This is a genomic window from Roseibium salinum, assembly GCF_026240905.1.
Taxonomy (GTDB): Bacteria; Pseudomonadota; Alphaproteobacteria; order Rhizobiales; family Stappiaceae; genus Roseibium; species Roseibium salinum.
Genome location: NZ_JAPEVI010000003.1, coordinates 4,444,285 through 4,463,465 on the forward strand (window position 1 = coordinate 4,444,285; position 19,181 = coordinate 4,463,465).

The following is a 19,181-nucleotide window of genomic DNA, read 5'->3' on the forward strand; positions in this document are numbered from 1 at the left end:
TATGAGCACATTTGTCGTCGGCTATTACGCGCTGCTGATCGGAGCATCCTGTCTGGCAGCCTATTTCAACAAGCGGGAAGTATTCGTCCTGATCTTCTCGCTCACCCTGGCATCCTTCATCATGGGGATCATCGGCGGGGTGCCTGCCCTGTGGTTCGTCACCGTCGCTGCGGGGCTCCTGGCGCTGGCCGCGGGGACGTCCTATGCGTTCCGCGAATTCCTGATCATCATCGCTCCGGAAGGCGTTGGCAAGGAGTTGCGAACCGCGCCGCTGACAGCGTCATTCGGCATGTTCGTGATCTTCACCTACGCCATTGCCGGGATCTTCGCGCCGGTCATTGCCCCGTTCGGGGAGGCGCAAGTGGTATCGTCCGCTTTCGCCCCGGCCGATGAGACCCTGCTCCTGGGCGCCGACCAGCTCGGAAGGGACATGTTCAGCCGTATCATCTACGGCGCGCGCAACTCCGTCGGGCTCGCCCTGCTGGCAACCGCCATGGCGTTCGTGATGGGGGCCTTCGCCGGCCTCCTCGCGGCGACCAAGGGCGGCTGGTTCGACCAGCTCATGGGACGGGCCGCGGACGTGATCATGTCCGTGCCGTCGCTGATCTTCGCCCTGCTGATGCTCAGTATCTTCGGGACCAACCTGTTCGTCATCGTGGTGGTTATCGCCGTGATCTACTCGCCGCGCGTCTTCCGTCTCACCCGGGCGGTGGCCGGTAACGTGGTGGTGATGGACTATATCGAGGCGGCAAAGCTGCGCGGGGAGGGGACGTGGTACCTTATCCGCAGGGAGATCCTGCCGAACTCGACCGCCCCGCTGATTGCCGAGTTCGGCCTGGAGTTCTGCTTCGTGTTCCTGCTGATCGCCGGCCTTTCCTTCCTCGGCCTGGGCATTCAGCCGCCCACCGCGGACTGGGGCTCGATGGTGCGCGAGAACGCGACGCTGATATCATTCGGCGAACTGACGCCGCTCATTCCCGCAGCAGCCATTGCGCTGCTGACGGTTGCGGTGAACTTCGTCGTCGACTGGATGCTGTTCCGCACATCCGGACTGAAGGAGGTTTGAGCATGGTGCCGAAAAGAGACGTACTGCTCGAAATCAGGGACCTTCGCATCGAAGGCTATTCCGACGAGAAATGGATCGAGATCGTCCGCGGGGTCGACCTTACCCTGCACAAGGGCGAGGTGCTGGGCCTGATCGGGGAATCGGGTGCCGGAAAATCGACCATCGGCCTGGCCGCCATGGGCTTTGCCCGCGACGGCTGCCGGATTTCCGGCGGCTCGATCGAGTTCGACGGGATGGAGCTGACGACGACCTCTGAAAGCGACCTGAGGGCCCTGCGCGGCTCGCGGATCGCCTATGTGGCGCAGTCGGCTGCGGCTTCGTTCAACCCCGCCCACAGGATCATCGACCAGCATACGGAAGCGCCGATCCAGTATCGCATCCAGAAGCGCGTCGAGGCGCAGGAAGACGCGATGGAGCTGTACCATCGCCTGAGGCTGCCCAACCCGAAGGAAATCGGCTTCCGCTATCCGCACCAGGTGTCCGGCGGCCAGCTGCAGCGTGCCATGACCGCCATGGCCATGGCCTGCCGCCCGGATCTGATCATCTTCGACGAGCCGACCACGGCGCTGGACGTGACCACGCAGATCGAGGTTCTGGCCGCGATCCGGGACATTGTCGATCAGTTCAACACCGCCGCGATCTACATCACCCACGATCTGGCGGTCGTGGCGCAGATGGCCGATACGATCAAGGTGCTGCTCAAGGGCGAGGAAGTCGAAGAGGCGCCGACCGAGCAGATGCTCGACAGGCCCAAGGAGGACTACACCAAGAGCCTGTGGGCCGTGCGCAGCTTCAAACGCCCGCAAAAGGCGCGGCCGACCGGGCCCGACGTCAAGCCGATCGTGTCGGTTCAGGGCATCGATGCTGCCTACGGCAAGACCAAGGTGCTCGAGGACGTCTCGTTCGACATCTATCCGGGCATGACGGTTGCCGTCGTCGAGGAATCGGGATCCGGCAAGTCGACGACGGCGCGCTGCATCACGGGGCTGCTGCCGCCGACGAAGGGCAAGATCCTGTACAACGGCGAAGAACTGCCGCCCAAATACACGGACCGGACAAAGCAACAGCTTCGCCAGGCGCAGATGATCTACCAGATGGCGGACACGGCGCTTAACCCGAAAATCCGCATCAGCGACATCATCGGCCGTCCGGCGCAGTTCTACAGCGGGCTGCATGGCGCCGCCCTGAAGAGCCGGGTGGACGAGTTGCTCGACCTCATCGAGCTGGAGCCGTCGCAATACTACAGCCGCTACCCGCCGGAGCTCTCCGGCGGACAGAAGCAGCGTGTCGGCATTGCCCGCGCCCTGGCGGCCGAGCCGTCCTTCATCATCTGTGACGAGGTCACCAGTGCTCTGGACCAGCTCGTCGCGGAAGGCATCCTCAAGCTGCTCGACAGGCTGCAGCAGGAGCTGAACCTCGCCTATATGTTCATCACCCACGACCTGGCAACGGTGCGCTCGATTGCCGATGAGGTGGTGGTGATGCAGAAGGGAAGGGTGGTCGAACAGGGGCCGAAGGACGAAATGTTCACGCCGCCGCACCATCCCTATACGGACCTGCTGCTGTCGTCCGTGCCGGAAATGGACCCGAACTGGCTCACGACGCTGCTGGAGGAACGCGGCGTCGACGAGATCGGCGAGAGCGCAAACGTCTGAGGCTCCGGCTCCGGGAAATCCGGGGCCGGCCGCTCAGTCCGGACTTGTCACGGCTGGCCGCAAGGCAAAAACCAACACCCCCGGTCTTCGCAAGACCGGGGGTGTTTGGTATTCGTTCGGCTGATTGCAGGCGCGTGGCCGATCAGCCGACCATCATATAGCCGGACAGGACCATGGTGCCCACGATAAGAGCGTAGACGCCGACCAGCGCCGGCCATGTTCCACTGTGTACTTTGTATTCACGAATAAGCTCATCACGGGTCATGGCGACCTCCTGAAGGCCCAGCCTTGGCTGGGATGATGGTGTCTGACTTTCGGCGACAACTAACCTACGAAAGTTAAGAATTCAATGACGGAATTCAAGAAGACCCCTCCTATTTTGCATGTCTGGAATGCACGGAATGCAGGTCTTTCAAGTTGTTGATATTCAAGGTCATTTCCTGCAATTTTTCTCATCATTCCGTTTGAACTGGCACTCCTTACATGGCTTTTTTGACCATCCGGTCCATCTGCCTTGGTGAAATTACCGGTGCCGCCACCGGGCTTTCTTCTTGGTGTCCGGATTTTTTCTTCGCGAAACCGGCCTCCTCACGCCGGATGTTGCGCGCACCGGCCTTTTTCAACCCGCCCTAACGGGGAAAGTTCCCTAGCCGGTTGCTGCCCGAAACGATTTTCCCGAAAACTATGTCAGACATAGTCTTTACAATGTCAGACATAGTGATATCGTTTGATGGAAGCAGAAGTGGGGTCGGCGTCGGTTCATGTCGGAAATATCACCGCAAAAGAGGGTCGAAATCGAAACCGTTCCGGCAAAAGGGCCCCGGGACGTACCTCATGCGCTCATCAAGCTGATCGAGGACGACGGGCTCAAGGTCGGCGACCGACTGCCGCCCGAGCTGGCGCTGGTGCAGCGCCTCGGCATCGGCCGCTCGACCATTCGCGAGACGCTGAAAACCTGGGAAAGCATGGGCGTCGTCAGCCGCAACAAAGGGGCGGGGACCAGGCTCACGGCGGAGATCTCCCGCAACACCTTGCGCGTGGCGCTCACCATCAAGCACGAGGCGAACAGTCTCCTGCGCATGCTTCAGGTGCGCCGTCCCCTGGAGATGGAGGCCGTGCGGATCGCCTGCCGCCTTGCGACGCCGGACCAGCGCAGACTCATCAATGCGCGCGCCGCCGAGCTGATGGCCGTTTACGAGGCCGGCGAAGACTGGCGCCCGGCCGACCACCGGTTTCACTATGCCATTCACGATGCGACGGGCAATCCCCTGTTCCGTCAGTTCATCGACCAGATCCAGAAGTGCTTCCACGACATTTACGACACACCGTTCGGCAAGCCCCATCTCGGCCAGGAGTCGATCCCGCTGCACCGCCCGCTCGCCGACGCGATCATCGCCGGTGACGAGGATGCGGCCGCCGGACTGGCCGGCACCATCATCGACATGGTCTGCGCCGAGACGCAGAAAATCTCCGAGGCACATGAGGCACATGATGGCTGAGTCCGGCCCGGACGGGTTTTCGCTCGATACCTTGCTGGCGGCTGCCGCCGAGGATGCCGGCGGGGCCGTCGTGCCGCCGATTGTACAGACATCGCTGTTCACCTTCGACAGTTACCAGGCGTTCGAGGACCGGATGGCCGGGCGGTCGAACGATCCGCTTTACACCCGCGTCCAGAATCCCACGGTGGCGGCCTTTGAAGACCTGGTTGCGGCGGCCGAACAGGGAGAGGCGGCGGTCGGCTTCGCCTCGGGCATGGCGGCCATCTCATCGACCGTTTTCGCCTTTGTCCGGCCCGGCGACCGGATCGCCTGCGTGGAACATGTCTATCCGGATGCCTATCGCCTCTTCGAACGGCTGATGCGGCCGTTCGGCGTGGAGGTGAGCTACCATCCCGTCGAGGCATTCGAGAAGGATCCGGACCTCCTGGCGGGCGTGAAGCTCGCCTATCTGGAAAGCCCGAATTCGGTGGTCTTCCAGGCCATGGATCTCGGCGCCGTGGCCGCCCATGCAAAGAGACACGGGACCCTGACGGCTGTCGACAATTCCTGGGCGACGCCGCTGTTTCAGCGGCCGCTGACGCTCGGTATTGATATCGTCATTCATTCGGCGTCCAAATATATCTCCGGCCATTCGGACACTGTGGCCGGGGTGGTGGTGGCCCGCGCCGAGCTCGTCAACCGGATCCGGGACCTGAGCCTGCCGCTGCTCGGCGGCAAGCTGGCGCCCTTCGAGGCGTTTCTGCTGACGAGGGGCCTGCGCACGCTCGGTGCCCGCATGCGCCAGCACCAGGCGAGCGCGGATTTCTTCGTCGACAGGCTGTCATGCCATCCCAGCGTGACGGCGGTCCTTTCGCCGGGTCCCAATATGGTCCCCGGACTGACCGGGCGCTCCGGCCTGATGTCGGTGGAACTGGACGAGAGCATCGATATTCCCCGCCTTGCGGATGCGCTGAAACTGTTCCGGCTCGGGGTGAGCTGGGGCGGCTTCGAAAGTCTGATCCTGCCCGTGCAGATCGGCCTGCGCCAGGCGGGCGAAATGAATTCCATGCAGCGCTTTGGCGTCTCCGGCAGGCTCGTGCGCCTGAGCCTGGGGCTGGAAGACCCCAACGACCTTTGGGCCGATTTCGAAGCGGCCCTGAGAGAAAGCGTCCGGTAAACAGCCCGGCGCCTTCCAACTAAAACCTAGAGAAGAGCGGAGCAGACTATGAGGGGACTAATAGGAGCGATCAGCGGACTGGTATTTCTCGGTTGGACTGCGGCAGAGGCCGAAACGCTGAAACTGGTGGAGGTCATCACAAGCCCGGAGCGCACGGAAGTCCTGCGCAAACAGGTGGAGGCCTTCGAAGCCGACAACCCGGGAACGGAGGTGGAAATCGTCTCGCTGCCATGGGGGCAGGCGTTCGAGAAATTCGCGACCATGGTGGCCGGCGGCGACATTCCCGATGTGGTGGAAATGCCGGACCGGTGGGCGGGCATCTACAAGGACAGGCTTGTCGACCTGAACAGCCGGATCGCCGAATGGGAGTACGGCGGGACGCTGACGCAGAAGACCCTGGACATGGCCCGGCAGACGGACGGCAAGACGGCCCGGATGATTCCCTACGGCTTCTATCTGCGCGCCCTGTTCTACAACAAGAAGCTGCTTGAGCAGGCCGGCGTCGACCATCCGCCGCGCACCATGGAGGAATTCATGGACGCTTCCAGGGCGGTCTCGGAGTTGGACGGCAAATACGGCTATTGCCTGCGCGGCGGACCGGGCGGTCTCAACGGCTGGATCATGATGGCCGCGACCATGAACGGTAACAACACCTTCTTCGACGAAAACGGCCAGAGCACGCTCAACCAGCCAGGATCCGTCGAGGGGCTCCAGTTCCTGATCGACATGTACCAGAAGGGTTATGCGCCCAAGGATTCCGTCAGCTGGGGCTTCAATGAAATCGTCGCCGGCTTCTATTCGGGCACCTGTGCGTTCCTCGACCAGGATCCCGATGCCCTGATCGCCGTTGCCGAGCGGATGGATGCGGAGGATTTCGCCGTCGTGCCGATGCCGGTCGGACCCGCCGGCAAGGCTTTCCCGACGATCGGTTTCGCGGGCTGGGCGATGTTCGACAGCTCCGAGAACCAGGACCTGTCCTGGAAGCTGATCGCGCACCTTTCCGGCCCCGAGGCCAACAAGGAATGGGCAAAGCGCGTCGGCGTCATTCCGATCCATGAAGGCGCCGAGCAGGATCCCCATTTCCGCACCGAGCAGTTCGCCGGTTGGTTCGAGACGCTGAACGGCGAGGAATATGTTCCCACCGTGATGCCGACCTATCTGGAGCAGTTCGGCTACTTTGCCGATTCCATCGCCCTGGAAACCAGTCAGGAAGCCCTGCTCGGCCAGATCAGCGCGCAGCAGCTCGCCGATACCTGGGCCGCGTTCCTGACGGAGGAATACGCCCGCTGGAAAGCCCAGCAATGACTGCGGTGGAACGTATCGCGCCCGGGGGTACCCGGGCGCGGCCATCCTTCTATTTCCGCACCATGGTGGAGCCCTATCTTTATCTGTCGCCGGCGATCCTGCTGATCGCGCTGGTGATGCTGGTTCCGCTGGTGATCGGCATTTCATACGCCTTTCAGGCGGTCAACCTGCTGCGCCCGTTCGATACGGGCTGGGTGGGCCTTGCGAATTTCCGCGCGTTGTGGGCGGACAACAAGTTCTGGCTGGCTCTGACGAACACGTTCTGGTGGACGCTGGGGTCGATCGTCTTCCAGTTCTTTCTGGGGCTTGGACTGGCCCTCATCCTGAACACGCAATTCTATGGCAAGCGGCTCGTCCAGGCGCTGGTCTTCCTGCCCTGGGCCGTGCCGACCTTCCTGTCGGCGCTGACCTGGGCGTGGCTGTTCAATCCGACGATCGGCCCGCTGCCGCACTGGCTGGCAGCCCTCGGCGTTCTGTCGGAGCCCTTCAACATCCTGGGGGATCCGAACCTTGCCATGTGGGGACCGATCACGGCCAATGTCTGGTTCGGTGTCCCGTTTTTCGCCATCACCCTGCTCGCGGCCCTGCAGTCGATCCCCGGCGAGCTCTACGAGGCGGCGGAAATCGACGGTGCGACGGCCTGGCAGATGTTCACCAAGATCACACTGCCGTTCCTGGCGCCCATGATTGCCATCACCGTGATGCTGCGGACCATCTGGATCGCAAATTTCGCGGATCTCATTTTCGTCATGACCGGAGGCGGGCCGGCCAATTCCACGCAGATCCTGTCGACCTACATCTTCACGACCGCCTTCCGCCGGCTCGATTTCGGCTATGCCTCGGCCATTGCCGTCGCGCTTCTGGGCGTGCTGCTCCTTTATGCAATGATCCTTCTGGTGCTGCGCCGGAAGCTTGTCAGGATCTGAGGTGGCCATGAGATCCCTTCGTCAAAGCACGCCCCTCGCGGTGACCGGAAAATACCTGGCCCTGGCCTTTTATGTGGGATTTGCGCTTTTCCCGCTCTACTGGCTCGCCAAGATCGCGGTGACCCCGGACAGGCTGATCTATTCGGAAGGCACGGCGCTTATCCCGAGCCGGTTCACGTTCGACAACTTCCGGACCGTTCTCCTTGCCACGGACTTTCTGGCCTATTTCCGCAACAGCGTGATCGTTTCGCTCGGTACGGCCGCGATCACGACCTGTGTCGCGGCGATGGCCGGCTATGCCTTCTCGCGCTTCGATTTTCGCGGCAAGCGTCTGGTCGTCGCACTCATGCTGATCACGCAGATGTTTCCGCTCCTGATGATCATTGCGCCGATCTACAAGATCGTCGCGGCCGTGGGCCTGCTCAATTCGCTGACCAGCCTGATCGTCGTCTACACGGCGTTCAACATTCCCTTCGCCACCTTCCTGATGCAGTCGTTTTTCGACGGCATCCCGAAAGATCTGGAGGAGGCCGGCATGATCGACGGCTGCACCCGTTTCCAGGCCCTGAGAAAAATCGTCCTGCCGCTGACCCTGCCGGGGCTCGGGGCAACGCTCGGTTTCGTCTTCACGGCTGCCTGGAGCGAACTGCTGTTCGCGCTCATGCTGATCAATTCCAACGACACGATGACCTTCCCGGTGGGACTGCTGACCTTCGTGTCTAAATTCTCGGTCGACTGGGGGCAGATGATGGCCGCCGGCGTGATGGCGCTCGTGCCGTCCTGCCTGTTCTTCATCTTCATCCAGCGCTACCTGGTCCAGGGGCTGACCTCTGGCGCCGTCAAGGGATAGGAGCCCCGTTCCATGGCACGCATCGAGCTGCAGAACATCGGCAAGTCATACGGTTCCGTCGAAGTCATGCGCGACATCAACCTGGTGGTCGAGGATGGCGAGTTCATTGTGCTGGTCGGCCCTTCCGGGTGCGGGAAGTCCTCCCTTTTGCGCATGATCGCCGGGCTTGAGCCGATCACGGCCGGAGAATTCAGCGTCGACGGCAAACGCCTCAACGAGGTGCCGCCGCGCGACCGGGACATGGCCATGGTGTTCCAGTCCTATGCGCTCTATCCGCATATGGATGTGGCGCGCAACATGGGCTTTTCGCTGGAAATCCGCAAAGCGCCTTCCGAGGAACGGCTGAGTAAGGTGGCAGCTGCGGCGAAGACGCTCGGTCTGTCCGCGCTGACCGGGCGCCTGCCGAAGGCGCTTTCGGGCGGGCAGCGGCAGCGGGTCGCCATGGGACGGGCGATCGTGCGCGATCCGAGCGCGTTTCTCTTCGACGAGCCGTTGTCGAACCTGGATGCCGCCCTCAGGGTGGAAATGCGCCTGGAAATCGCGCGGCTCCATCAGCGCCTCAAGGCGACGATGATCTACGTCACCCATGACCAGGTCGAGGCGCTGACGCTGGCCGACAGGATCGTCGTCCTGAATGCGGGCAAGATCCAGCAGGTCGGCACGCCGCTTGATCTCTACGAGCGCCCGTCGAACAGGTTTGTGGCGCAATTCATCGGTTCTCCGACCATGAACATGCTGGAGGTAGAGCGCGCGGAGGGCGGCATCCGGCTGAAGGACGGCACGGTGCTGAACTTGGAGCTTGGCGCGCGCCAGCAACGCGCGTGCGAACTGGGCGTGCGCCCGGAACACCTCAATGTCGTTGCCCCGGAGGCCGCGCATCTTTCCGGCGTTGCCGAGCTCGTCGAGCATCTGGGATCCGACACCAACATCCACGCCAGCGTGCCGGGCATCGGCCAGATGCTTGTGCGCCAGCACGGCCACTTCCCGCTGAAGGCGGGCGAGCCGGTCCATATCGCCCTGGATCTTGAAAAGGCCCATTTGTTCGGTCCGGACGGCTACCGGCTGAAGAGGTAGGGTGCGGACGCCTATTCCAGGGGCTCCGCCCGGACCATGCTTTCGACATTGATCGTCGCCTCGCCCTGCATGCAGAAGGACATCTCGGCGATTTCACCCCTCACGCGCACGTAGTCGCCGGCCTTGAACCGGGATCCGGTGCCGGTCAGGCTGTAACTGCGGCCATTGGGCGTGTTGATCTGCATGCATTCCGCACCGTGCGCAAGCCGTCCCTCCACCGTGCGCATGCCGGCACCGTCGTCGGGTGCGTCAGGGTCGCGCTGCTCGACGACCTGGACCGGCCCGCTGACCTCTGTGCGGCCGTCCCTCGTGTGGATCACGAAGACGAGATCCTCGCCGGGAGCGGCGTTCTCGGGTATCCGCACGCGGGCCTCCACCTCACCGCCGGCCTGCACCCGCGTCCGCTCGAGCGAGCGCCATTCCGATTCCGGCGGCCCGACACCGATCTGGACTGTCTGGCCGGGAAGGTAGTTGTCGCCGCTCACGGTGATGGGCGTGCCGGGCCCGCCCGCCCGCGGCTGGACGTTGATCGTGGGGTCCTTGGCGATCGGACCATCCGGCCCGCCCGGCGCGAATCTCGGGATACGAATGGTAAGGCCGACCGGCAGGTCGTCCATTTCCAGGTCCGGATTGGCCTCCAGCAGCGCATCGACGCTGGTTCCCAGGCTTTCGGCCAGCGAGAAGAGCGTGTCGCCCGGTGCAACCTTCCGGGTTGCATGCGGCAGCCGCGCATCATCGTCACCGCCGGTCGCTCCGGGTATATTGATCCGGGTTCCTACGGCGATGTTGCGCACGTTGCCGATCTGCGGATTGGCGGCCATGAGTTCCGGCAACGCAACCCGGCATTGCTGAGTTACCTTCTGCAAGGTGTCGCCCGGCTGCATGACGTATTCCCCGGCGCAGGGGCTCTGCGCCCCGGCACTTGCACCGGAAAGGAGGATGACGACGGAAAACGCCGCGAGCATTCCGGTGGAGGTTGAGAGGCACCCTGCCATTTTGCACGCTCCCTGTTCTGGCTCGAGCGCCGGCTCCGCGCCGTGGGTCTGCCTCTGGCCGCTGCGGCGGCCGTTGCCGGACGCGGGCGCCGGCCTGGTTGGCGACGTAACGTTTTGCGCGCCGCGCGGGTTCCGGCCTTGGGCGGGAAGCAGGATCGGATCGTCAGCCGCTCACACCTTTGGCGGCGGGGCGAAGCTGTCGGTAAGGATCATCGACGCCGGCCAGATGAGGCGGGCGAAGGGGCCCTCGCCGCGCAGGACCTTCAGGACTTCCCGGGCGAGCGTGCGGCCGAGGTCTTCCAGGTCGATGTCGAATGCCGTCACGGGCGGGTCCAGGAAGCGGAGCTGCTTGCTGCGCCGGATCGCGGCGACCGACAGGTCCGTGCCCGGGGACAGACCCGCCTCGCGCAGCGCCGCATAGACCCCGAAGGCCATGATTTCGTAATTGAGCAGCAGGGCCGTGGGCCGGTCGGGCATCGTCAGGATCTGCCGCGTCACCTGGTTGCCGCCGTATTCGCTTACCTCGCAGGCAAAGATCAGTTCCGGATCGAAACGCAGCCCATGCTCGGCATGCGCGGCCTCATAGGCGCCGCGTAGCAGGCTGGCAATGTTGGACCCGGATGGCGGCACCGTTATGGCGATGCGCTCGTGACCGAGTTCGACCAGTTTGCGGACCGTCTGATCGACGAAGCCCTTGAAGTCGAGATCGATCCACGGATGCTTGTCCTCCAGCCGCGACCGGCCGAGCGTCAGGAAGGGGAGCCGCGATTTCAGCAGGAATTCGATCCGCGGATCGTCCTTCAGGGTCGCGGTCACGACGATCGCGTCTGCGGAGCCGCGCGCGATGACGCGCTTCAGGAACTCGGTCGGATCCGTCGCGGAATGGCAGGGCAGGATGATCAGGTCGTAGCCCTCGCTGTCCAGTTCCGCCTGCATGGCATCGATGACGCGCATGAAGAAATTGTCGCCGCTGCGCAGCTCCGACTTTCCCGTCTCGAGCATGAAGGCAATCGTCTGAGTCGTTCCCCGGCGCAGCGAGCGTCCGGAGGCATTGGCGCTGTAGCCGAGTTCGATGGCGGCCTGGAGCACACGCTCGCGCGTCCTGGCATTGACGTCCGGCTTGCCGTTGAGGGCCCGGGACACCGTTCCGATCGAGATGCCAAGATGTTGCGCGAGGTCCTTGATGTTCAACGACGAGGGCTCCTGATGCATTTTCCGAAAACGTTTACGAAAACTTCTTGACACAAAGATCCAACATAATCTAGCGTCGTAAACGTTTACGGAAGCGCGATGACCGAAATGCCGCAGCTTGCGTATCAAGGGAGGAAGTTCATGCATACCGCCGTCATGGTGGGGTGCGGAGCCATGTCCGAGGGCTGGCTGCGCGCGCTACAAGACATCAACGCCGGGGGCAAACGCGTCGAGATCGTCGGCTTCGTCGATCTGGACGGCGAACTGGCGCAAAGGCGGGCTCAGGGCTCGGGCTTCGTCAACGCGGCCGCAGGCAGCGACCTGGCGGACCAGCTCACCCGGCTGAAGCCGGACCTTGTGTTCGACATCGTCGTTCCGGCCGCGCGCAACGATGTGGTGGCCCGCGCCTTTCAGGCCGGTTGCGATGTGCTGTCCGAAAAGCCGATGGCCAATTCCCTCGCGGATGCGAAGGCGCTGCTTGAGAGCCGCAGGCAGAGCGGCAGGCTGCATGCCGTCATTCAGAACCGGCGGTTTCTCAAAGGCATCCGCCGGGCGCGGAATTTCCTGAAGAGCGGCGCCATCGGAACGGTCGCCGAGGTGCATTGCGACTTCTTCATCGCGCCGCATTTCGGCGGTTTTCGCGAAGATATGGCCCATGTGCTCCTGCATGACATGGCCATCCATACGTTCGACGCGGCGCGCTACGTCGCCGACCTGGAGCCGACCCGGGTCTTCTGTCACGAGAGCAATCCCGTCCATTCCTGGTACCGCCACGGGGCCAGCGCGGTGGCGATCTTCGAATGCGAGAACGACGTGACCATGACCTATCGCGGTTCGTGGTGCGCGGAGGGCGCGCCGACAAGCTGGGAGGCGTCCTGGCGGATCGTCGGCTCGCGCGGCACGCTGCTTTGGGACGGCAACGAGGGGTTCCGCGCCGAAATCGTCAAGACGAAGGAAGGCTTCCTGTTTCCGCTGGAAAGCATCGAGGTTCCGGATCTGGCCGAACCTTTCGGCGGCGACGGCCATGCCGGCGTGATCGCCGATTTTCTGGATGCCCGGGAACGGGGCAGCGTGCCGCTTACCGACTCCGCCGACAACATCCGTTCCCTGGCGATGACCTTTGCCGCAATTCAAAGCGCCGAGGACAACCAGGTCGTCGAGATTTTTATTTGAAAGGACAGCCATTCATGACCGACGCCGCGAAATCCATCCGCATCGGAACCATGGTCGCCGCCAGCGGCGGTGAGGCCGCCAGGCGCATTTCCGAAATCGCGGACCTGGGGTTCGAGAGCTTCGAGCCGTTTTTCTGGCAGACCACCAACGGCCAGGATGTGGGCGAGCTCGGCAAGCGCTGCGTCGAGGCGATCGGCGACCGCGACATCACCATCAGCACGCTCGGCATGTTCGGCAATCCGCTGGAGAAGGAGCCCCTGGACGAGGAGACGCTTCAGGGCTGGAAGGACTGTATCGACAACGCCCACCATTTCGGCGCGACCTGCGTTGCCGGCTTCACGGGACGGCTGCGCGGCCGGCCGATCGAGGACAGCCTGCCGCGCTACCGGGAAGTCTGGTCGGAGCTTGCCAGGCGGGCGGCCGACCGGGGCGTCAGGATCGCCTTTGAGAACTGCGCCATGGACGGCAACTGGCAGACGGGCGACTGGAACATCGCCCATAACCCGGATGCCTGGGAACTGATGTTCAACGAGACGCTGGACGACAATCTGGGGCTGGAATGGGAGCCCTGTCACCAGCTCGTCTACCTGATCGATCCGCTGCCGCAGATCCGCAAATGGGCCGACAAGATCTTCCACGTCCACGGCAAGGACGCGACCGTGCGTCATGACGTGATCCGCGAGCACGGCATCTTCGGCAAGCATCCTTTCGTCTTCATGCGCACGCCGGGGTTCGGCGACAGCAACTGGACAGACGTCATCAGCGAACTGCGCCTTGCCGGCTACGAAGGCTCCATCGACATCGAGGGCTGGCACGATCCGGTCTACCGCGACGAACTGGAGATGACCGGGCAGGTTCACGCCCTCAAACATCTCAAGACGTGCCGGGGCGGCACTTTCATCCCCGGCTCCGGCAAATACGAAGGCGGCGACCCGTCCCTCCTGTGACGCCACGCCCCCATCCTTCACGTCCGTATCAAGGAGGAGACCCAAAATGGACCTGAAATCAGTAGTACTTGCATCTTCCGGCCTGGTTGCGATGGCAACCGGCGCCCTGGCCGACCAGGTCGAACTGGATCTTTGGACCATCGATGATCCGGGGGAATATCATTACGTCATGGCCGACGAATTCATGGCCAAGCACCCCGACATCAAGATCAACGTGCGCACCGTCCAGTTCGAGGACATGGTCAATGACCTGGCCCGCGGCGTGGCGACGGGGGATGCGCCCGACATCACCTATATCGACAATCCGGAAGTCGCCCTTTTCGCATCGCGCGACCTGCTGCTCGACTTGCGGCCGTATATCGAAAAGTCGGAGATCGTGGATGCGGACGACATCTTCCCCGGTCCGCTCGCCTCGGTCACCTATGAGGGCGGCATCTTTGGTATTCCGCGCGGCGCCAACACGATCGCGCTCTACTACAACGCGGACATGTTCCGCGAGGCAGGGCTCGATCCGGACGATCCGCCAAGCACCTGGGACGAGCTCTACGAGGCGGCCAAGGCGCTTACCAAACCGCAAGAGAATGTCTACGGACTGGCCTTCTCGGCGGTGGCGACAGAGGAAGGCACCTTCCAGTTCCTGCCCTGGCTGCAGATGACCGGCGGCGACTATGACACCGTGAATACGGAAGGTGCCGTGCGGACGCTGAAACTCTGGAAGGCCTTTATCGACGAGGGTCTTGCCTCTCCCGATACGCTGATCCGCGGCCAGTGGGACAGCACCGGCACCTTCAATGCGGGCACGGCGGCCATGTCGATCTCAGGCCCCTGGGAATTGCCACGGATGAGTTCGGAGGCAAAATTCGACTTCCGGGCGGCGCTCCTGCCGGTGCCCGAAGAGGGCGCGGAGCGCGCCTCGGCGCTCGGGGAAGGCGACAACGTCATCCTGGCCAGCACCGACAATCCGGACGAGGCCTTCCTGTTCCTGGAATTCCTCTATGCCAACATGGACCGGGTGTGGAACGACTTCGGCTATCTGCCGGCGTCCGAAGTGGAGGTCAAGGATCCGAAGTATCCCGAGATCTATGCCGTCTTCGCGGAATCGATGAAATATGCCCGCAACCGCGGTCCGCACCCCGAATGGCCGCGCATCAGCCAGGCCATCCAGGCGGCGATCCAGTCGACGCTGACGGGACAGTCTTCCCCGGAGGAGGCGCTCGAGGCCGCGCAGACGCGTATCGACAAGGTGCTCAAGTAGACACCCGAATTCTGAAGGTTTGCCGGACGTAGATTCTGCTCTGAAGAGGAACCGATGAACATTCCTCACCGCACGAAAAACGTCATCCTTCGAGACAGCGCTTCGCGCATCCTCAGGATGAGGTGGTTTTGCGGCATTCCATGTTGCGAGGTGGGTCGAATGAACAAACTGTTGAGGCTCGACAACCAGGGCTTCAAGGCGGGCGGGGCGGACAGCCGCCCTGCCTTGGAACGTCCGCCAGGAAGAGGGAGAGGGATGCTTCGCGTTGCCAAGTCATTCCGGGACGGGGCCGGCTTCGACACCATGCTCGTGGCGTTCGCGCTCGGGTACCTGGTGCTCTTTTCCGGCTTTCCGCTGGTCTACAACCTGGTCATGTCGTTCCAGTCGGTGGACCTGTTCTCCCTGGCCTCCTTCGACCGGCCGTTTGTCGGCCTGGACAACTACTACGACGTGCTGAGCCGTCCCGAGGCCTGGGGCATCTTTCTCAACACGGTGAAATTCGTCGGGATTTCCGTTGCCGCGCAACTGGCGATCGGCTTCGCGCTGGCGCTGTTCTTCCAGCAGGACTTTCCGGGAAGCACCTGGCTGCGCGGATTGTTTCTGGCCGGCTGGATCATGCCGGCGCTGGTCGTCGGCGCGGTGTGGAGCTGGATCCTGGCGGGCGACTTCGGAGTGCTCAACCATCTGCTGATGTCGTTCGGGCTGCTGGAGGACCGGGTGTTCTGGCTCTCCGATCCCGACGTGGCGCTCTATTCGGTCATCATCGCCAATATCTGGCTCGGCGTGCCGTTCAACATGATCCTGCTTTCGGTGGGCCTGGCGGGCATTCCCGCGGATATCTACGAGGCGGCGGAGATGGACGGTGCCAACGGCGTGCAGCGGTTCTTCACCATCACGCTGCCGATGATGCGCGCCCAGCTTGGCGCGGTCATTTCGCTCGGGGTGATCTTCACCCTGCAGCAGTTCGACCTGTTCGCGGCGCTCACCCAGGGCGGCCCGTCGAACGCCTCCAACGTCTTCCAGTACTGGAGCTGGCAATTGTCGTTCCAGCATTACGAGATCGGTGTCGGTTCGGTGATTTCGGTGCTGATGATCCTGTTCGTGATCCTGGTCGCGGCGGTCTATGTGCGCTCCACGCGCCATGAACACGTGGCCTGAGGCGGGAGATGATGATGAAGAAATACGGACTTCTCGCCGTCGCGCTGTGCCTCTCCGGCATTTACCTCTTCCCGCTGTACTGGATGTACATAACGGCGCTGAAGACGGGCACCGAGATCTTCGCCAACCCGCCGACCTTCTGGCCGGAAAACCCGCAATGGGCCGTGGCGGAGGTCTGGACACGGCTGAAGATGGATGTCTATCTGCGCAACTCGCTGCTGATCGCCTCCGGCGTGACCGTGATCGTTGCGATCTGCGGCACGGGCTGTGCCTATGTGCTCGCCCGCATCCGCAACCGTTGGATGGATGTGGTCCTGTTCACCGTGCTGATGATGCAAGTGCTGCCGTCGTCGCTGATGATCACGCCGATCTTCGTCGCCTTCAACCAGGTGGGCCTCAACGAGGTGCCGCGGACGGCGGTGATCCTGGCCCAGGCGGCCAAGGTGCTGCCGCTCTATATCGTGCTGTGCCGGGCGACTTTCGTGCAGGTGCCGCGGGAGCTCGAGGAAGCGGCCCTTGTCGACGGCAATTCCCGGATCGGCGCCTTCCTGTCGATCATGGTGCCGCTGGCGCGCAACGGCATTCTGGTGACGTCGGTGCTGATCTTCCTGCAATCCTTCGGCGAATATGTCTATTCGCGGTCGCTGATCACGCAGCGGGCCCTGCAGCCCGCCACCGTCGGCCTGCAGTCCTTCATGGGACCGAACACGTCCGACTGGTCCGGCGTGATGACCTATTCCGCCATCTACGTGACCCCGGTTCTTATCATCTTCGTGCTGCTGCAACGACAGATCGTGAGTGGCCTGACTTCGGGAGCCCTCAAATGAGCCTTCAGATCGAACTCGAAAACATCCAGAAATACTACGGCGCCTATCATGCGCTCCGGGACGTCAATCTCGAGATCCCGAAGGGGCAGTTCGTGGCTCTGGTCGGTCCGTCCGGCTGCGGCAAGTCCACGCTCTTGCGCACCATCGCCGGGCTTGAACGCATTTCCGGAGGAACCATGCGGATCGCCGGAGACGTGGTTAACGGCAAGGCGCCGCGGGAGCGTGACCTGGCGATGGTGTTCCAGTCCTACGCGCTTTATCCGCATATGACGGTGCGGCGGAACCTGACCTATTCCATGCGGCTGAAGCGGCGCCCGAAGGCCGAGATCGACAAGGCGGTGGAGGAGATCGCGCGGATCACCGGGCTGGACGGACTGCTCGACCGCTATCCGCGGGAACTTTCGGGCGGCCAGCGCCAGCGCGTTGCCATGGGGCGGGCGATCATCCGCGAGCCGAAGGCCTTCCTGTTCGACGAGCCGCTCTCCAATCTCGACGCCGCCCTCCGGGTGCACATGCGTTCGGAAATCCGCCAGTTGCACAACCGGCTCGGGGCGACCTCGGTCTATGTGACCCATGACCAGATCGAGGCCATGACCATGGCCGATCAGGTGGTGGTGATGCGCAGCGGCGTGATCGAGCAGAAGGGCGCACCGCTTGAGCTCTACGACAGGCCGGTCAACAGGTTCGTGGCCGGGTTCATCGGCTCGCCGGCGATGAATTTCGTCGAAGGCGTCATCGCCGAGGATGGCGGCAGCGTCGTTCTCGATCTGGAAGGGCAACCGGTGGTCTCCTTCAACGGGCGAAGGCCGGCTGGCGAGAAGGTGACGGCGGGCCTGAGGCCTGAGCATCTCGTCGTGGGCGAAGCAGACGGCGCGAACGGCTTTTCGTTGCCCGTCGCGCTGATCGAGCGCACGGGATCCGTCTCCTATGTGCTCACGGCGACGGATCCGGGCCTCCTGGTCTCCGCGCCCCACCGCATGGACAACGGCGTCCGCTCGATCCCGGTCTCGATCGACCCGGCGCATGTGCATCTGTTCGACAGGGAGGAGGGCATGGCGCTGCTGACGGGCGGTCTTGTGCGCATGCCGACGCCTGCTCGTAGAGCATCCCGCGTTGTCGGAACGCAGATGAGTTGATCCAGCTGTGGAGCCTCAACAGGTTTGCCTTTCGGGCCTCATCCATAAGACGGGCCACAGAAACACCTCATCCTGAGGAAGCGCGAAGCGCTGTCTCGAAGGATGGGCTGCTAGCCGGGAGCGTGCCGCCCATGCTTCGAGACGGGCCTCCGGCCCTCCTCAGCATGAGGGGTGTAGGGAGGCAATTCAGTGCCAGCGCGTTTCATGGATGAGGTCCGAAGGGACAACCTGTTGAAAGCTCACCCCTGGCGCGGTGGTTTCTTCGTCTCGAAACCGGACAGCCGTGCCAGCAGGACGGCAACATTCTTGACCTGAAACTTCTTCAGGAGGCGCGCGCGGACGTCCTCGACTGTTCGCGGCGACAGGCCGAGCACCCGCGCCATTTCCTTGCTGGTCTGGCCCTTTGACAGGAGCAGCAGGACTTCGCGCTCCCGGGGCGTCAGTTGCGGGCCGGCGGTGGTGTTTTCGATCAGGGCGAAACTCAGCACCGTGCGGGCCAGCGGCGTTTCCGGCGTCAGCGTGCGGGCGCGGAAGCGGCACCAGAAGCGTGTGCCGTCGGAGCGGCGCATCAGCCGTTCGTCCGTATAGGGCAGGGACTTGCGCAACGGCTCCAGGCCGATGTCGCGGATCTGGTGAAACTCCTGGTCGGTGCCATAGAGCAGCCGGAAGCTCTGGCCGATGAGTTGTTCCTTGTCGTAGCCGAACATCTGCGCAAAGGTTTCGTTGCAGCTCCGGATGATGCGGTTTTCCGTCAGGGTCAGTCCCATCGGCGCATTGTCGAAGGCGAGACGGTCGAATTCGTTCATATGGATGAGTCCTACCTTTCGGTATCATGCATGCATTCGGGCGCAGGATGCTCTGGCTGCATGTTGCAGCAGAATCCGCACGCACATCCTCATCCTGAGGAGCCGCGCAAGCGGCGTCTCGAGGGATGGGACGCTTGCTCAGGACGTGCAGCCCATCCTTCG

The 19,181-nt window shown here is 63.0% G+C and carries 18 protein-coding genes; 14 read left to right on the forward strand and 4 right to left on the reverse strand.

Annotated elements, in window-relative coordinates:
* The first annotated feature begins 1 nt into the window (after position 1).
* Together ON753_RS25190 and ON753_RS25195 are read left to right on the forward strand one after the other, a co-directional pair.
* Positions 2-1,066 (forward strand): ABC transporter permease, encoded by a 1,065-nt coding sequence (locus tag ON753_RS25190; protein ID WP_323054786.1) that lies wholly within the window; start codon positions 2-4, stop codon positions 1,064-1,066.
* Between the two features lie 2 nt (positions 1,067-1,068).
* Positions 1,069-2,721, forward strand: coding sequence for an ABC transporter ATP-binding protein (locus tag ON753_RS25195; protein WP_265966687.1), 1,653 nt, complete (start codon positions 1,069-1,071; stop codon positions 2,719-2,721).
* Positions 2,722-2,863: 142 nt separating this feature from the next.
* On the opposite strand, the gene ON753_RS25200 is transcribed toward ON753_RS25195, so the two are convergent.
* The gene (locus ON753_RS25200) at positions 2,864-2,986 is read right to left on the reverse strand and encodes a hypothetical protein (RefSeq protein WP_264417310.1); all 123 of its coding nucleotides are present in this window, start codon (positions 2,984-2,986) and stop codon (positions 2,864-2,866) included.
* Positions 2,987-3,482: 496 nt separating this feature from the next.
* Here ON753_RS25200 and ON753_RS25205 point away from each other — a divergent pair, with 496 nt between their 5' ends.
* Genes ON753_RS25205 through ON753_RS25230 form a run of 6 tightly spaced genes read left to right on the forward strand, consistent with a single transcriptional unit; the run spans position 3,483 to position 9,531 of the window.
* Positions 3,483-4,220: a FadR/GntR family transcriptional regulator gene (locus tag ON753_RS25205; RefSeq protein WP_265966691.1), complete on the forward strand. Its 738-nt coding sequence runs from the start codon at positions 3,483-3,485 to the stop codon at positions 4,218-4,220.
* Positions 4,213-5,376, forward strand: a complete 1,164-nt coding sequence (locus ON753_RS25210) for an aminotransferase class I/II-fold pyridoxal phosphate-dependent enzyme (protein ID WP_265966692.1) — start codon at positions 4,213-4,215, stop codon at positions 5,374-5,376. The genes ON753_RS25205 and ON753_RS25210 overlap by 8 nt, the downstream gene beginning before the upstream one ends.
* Positions 5,377-5,424: 48 nt before the next feature.
* Positions 5,425-6,681, forward strand: a complete 1,257-nt coding sequence (locus tag ON753_RS25215; protein WP_264417314.1) for an ABC transporter substrate-binding protein — start codon at positions 5,425-5,427, stop codon at positions 6,679-6,681.
* Positions 6,678-7,607: a carbohydrate ABC transporter permease gene (locus tag ON753_RS25220; RefSeq protein WP_377047206.1), complete on the forward strand. Its 930-nt coding sequence runs from the start codon at positions 6,678-6,680 to the stop codon at positions 7,605-7,607. The genes ON753_RS25215 and ON753_RS25220 overlap by 4 nt, the downstream gene beginning before the upstream one ends.
* A 7-nt stretch (positions 7,608-7,614) precedes the next feature.
* Positions 7,615-8,457, forward strand: coding sequence for a carbohydrate ABC transporter permease (locus tag ON753_RS25225; protein ID WP_265966693.1), 843 nt, complete (start codon positions 7,615-7,617; stop codon positions 8,455-8,457).
* Between the two features lie 12 nt (positions 8,458-8,469).
* Entirely contained in the window at positions 8,470-9,531 is a 1,062-nt protein-coding gene (locus ON753_RS25230; RefSeq protein ID WP_265966695.1) for an ABC transporter ATP-binding protein, read from the forward strand.
* 11 nt (positions 9,532-9,542) lie between these two features.
* Here the strand turns inward: ON753_RS25230 and ON753_RS25235 are convergent, their stop codons facing one another.
* Together ON753_RS25235 and ON753_RS25240 are read right to left on the reverse strand one after the other, a co-directional pair.
* The gene (locus tag ON753_RS25235; RefSeq protein ID WP_265966697.1) at positions 9,543-10,526 is read right to left on the reverse strand and encodes a LysM peptidoglycan-binding domain-containing protein; all 984 of its coding nucleotides are present in this window, start codon (positions 10,524-10,526) and stop codon (positions 9,543-9,545) included.
* Between the two features lie 171 nt (positions 10,527-10,697).
* Complete coding sequence (locus ON753_RS25240; RefSeq protein ID WP_265966698.1) at positions 10,698-11,717, reverse strand: LacI family DNA-binding transcriptional regulator; 1,020 nt, start codon at positions 11,715-11,717, stop codon at positions 10,698-10,700.
* A 141-nt stretch (positions 11,718-11,858) separates the two neighbouring features.
* Here ON753_RS25240 and ON753_RS25245 point away from each other — a divergent pair, with 141 nt between their 5' ends.
* From ON753_RS25245 to ON753_RS25270, 6 genes are all read left to right on the forward strand, one after another.
* Positions 11,859-12,890 carry a Gfo/Idh/MocA family protein gene (locus ON753_RS25245; RefSeq protein ID WP_265966700.1) on the forward strand — a complete coding sequence of 344 codons (1,032 nt, stop codon included), beginning with the start codon at positions 11,859-11,861 and terminating at the stop codon, positions 12,888-12,890.
* Positions 12,891-12,904: 14 nt separating this feature from the next.
* Positions 12,905-13,837 carry a sugar phosphate isomerase/epimerase family protein gene (locus ON753_RS25250; RefSeq protein WP_265966702.1) on the forward strand — a complete coding sequence of 311 codons (933 nt, stop codon included), beginning with the start codon at positions 12,905-12,907 and terminating at the stop codon, positions 13,835-13,837.
* Positions 13,838-13,883: 46 nt separating this feature from the next.
* Complete coding sequence (locus ON753_RS25255; RefSeq protein WP_265966704.1) at positions 13,884-15,092, forward strand: ABC transporter substrate-binding protein; 1,209 nt, start codon at positions 13,884-13,886, stop codon at positions 15,090-15,092.
* 255 nt (positions 15,093-15,347) lie between these two features.
* Positions 15,348-16,250, forward strand: coding sequence for a carbohydrate ABC transporter permease (locus tag ON753_RS25260; RefSeq protein WP_265967264.1), 903 nt, complete (start codon positions 15,348-15,350; stop codon positions 16,248-16,250).
* Between the two features lie 11 nt (positions 16,251-16,261).
* Positions 16,262-17,077 carry a carbohydrate ABC transporter permease gene (locus ON753_RS25265; protein ID WP_265967266.1) on the forward strand — a complete coding sequence of 272 codons (816 nt, stop codon included), beginning with the start codon at positions 16,262-16,264 and terminating at the stop codon, positions 17,075-17,077.
* Positions 17,074-18,213: an ABC transporter ATP-binding protein gene (locus ON753_RS25270; RefSeq protein ID WP_265966706.1), complete on the forward strand. Its 1,140-nt coding sequence runs from the start codon at positions 17,074-17,076 to the stop codon at positions 18,211-18,213. Before ON753_RS25265 ends, ON753_RS25270 begins: the two co-directional genes overlap by 4 nt.
* Positions 18,214-18,452: 239 nt before the next feature.
* On the opposite strand, the gene ON753_RS25275 is transcribed toward ON753_RS25270, so the two are convergent.
* Positions 18,453-19,019, reverse strand: a complete 567-nt coding sequence (locus ON753_RS25275; protein WP_265966708.1) for a PAS and helix-turn-helix domain-containing protein — start codon at positions 19,017-19,019, stop codon at positions 18,453-18,455.
* Positions 19,020-19,181 lie beyond the last annotated feature (162 nt).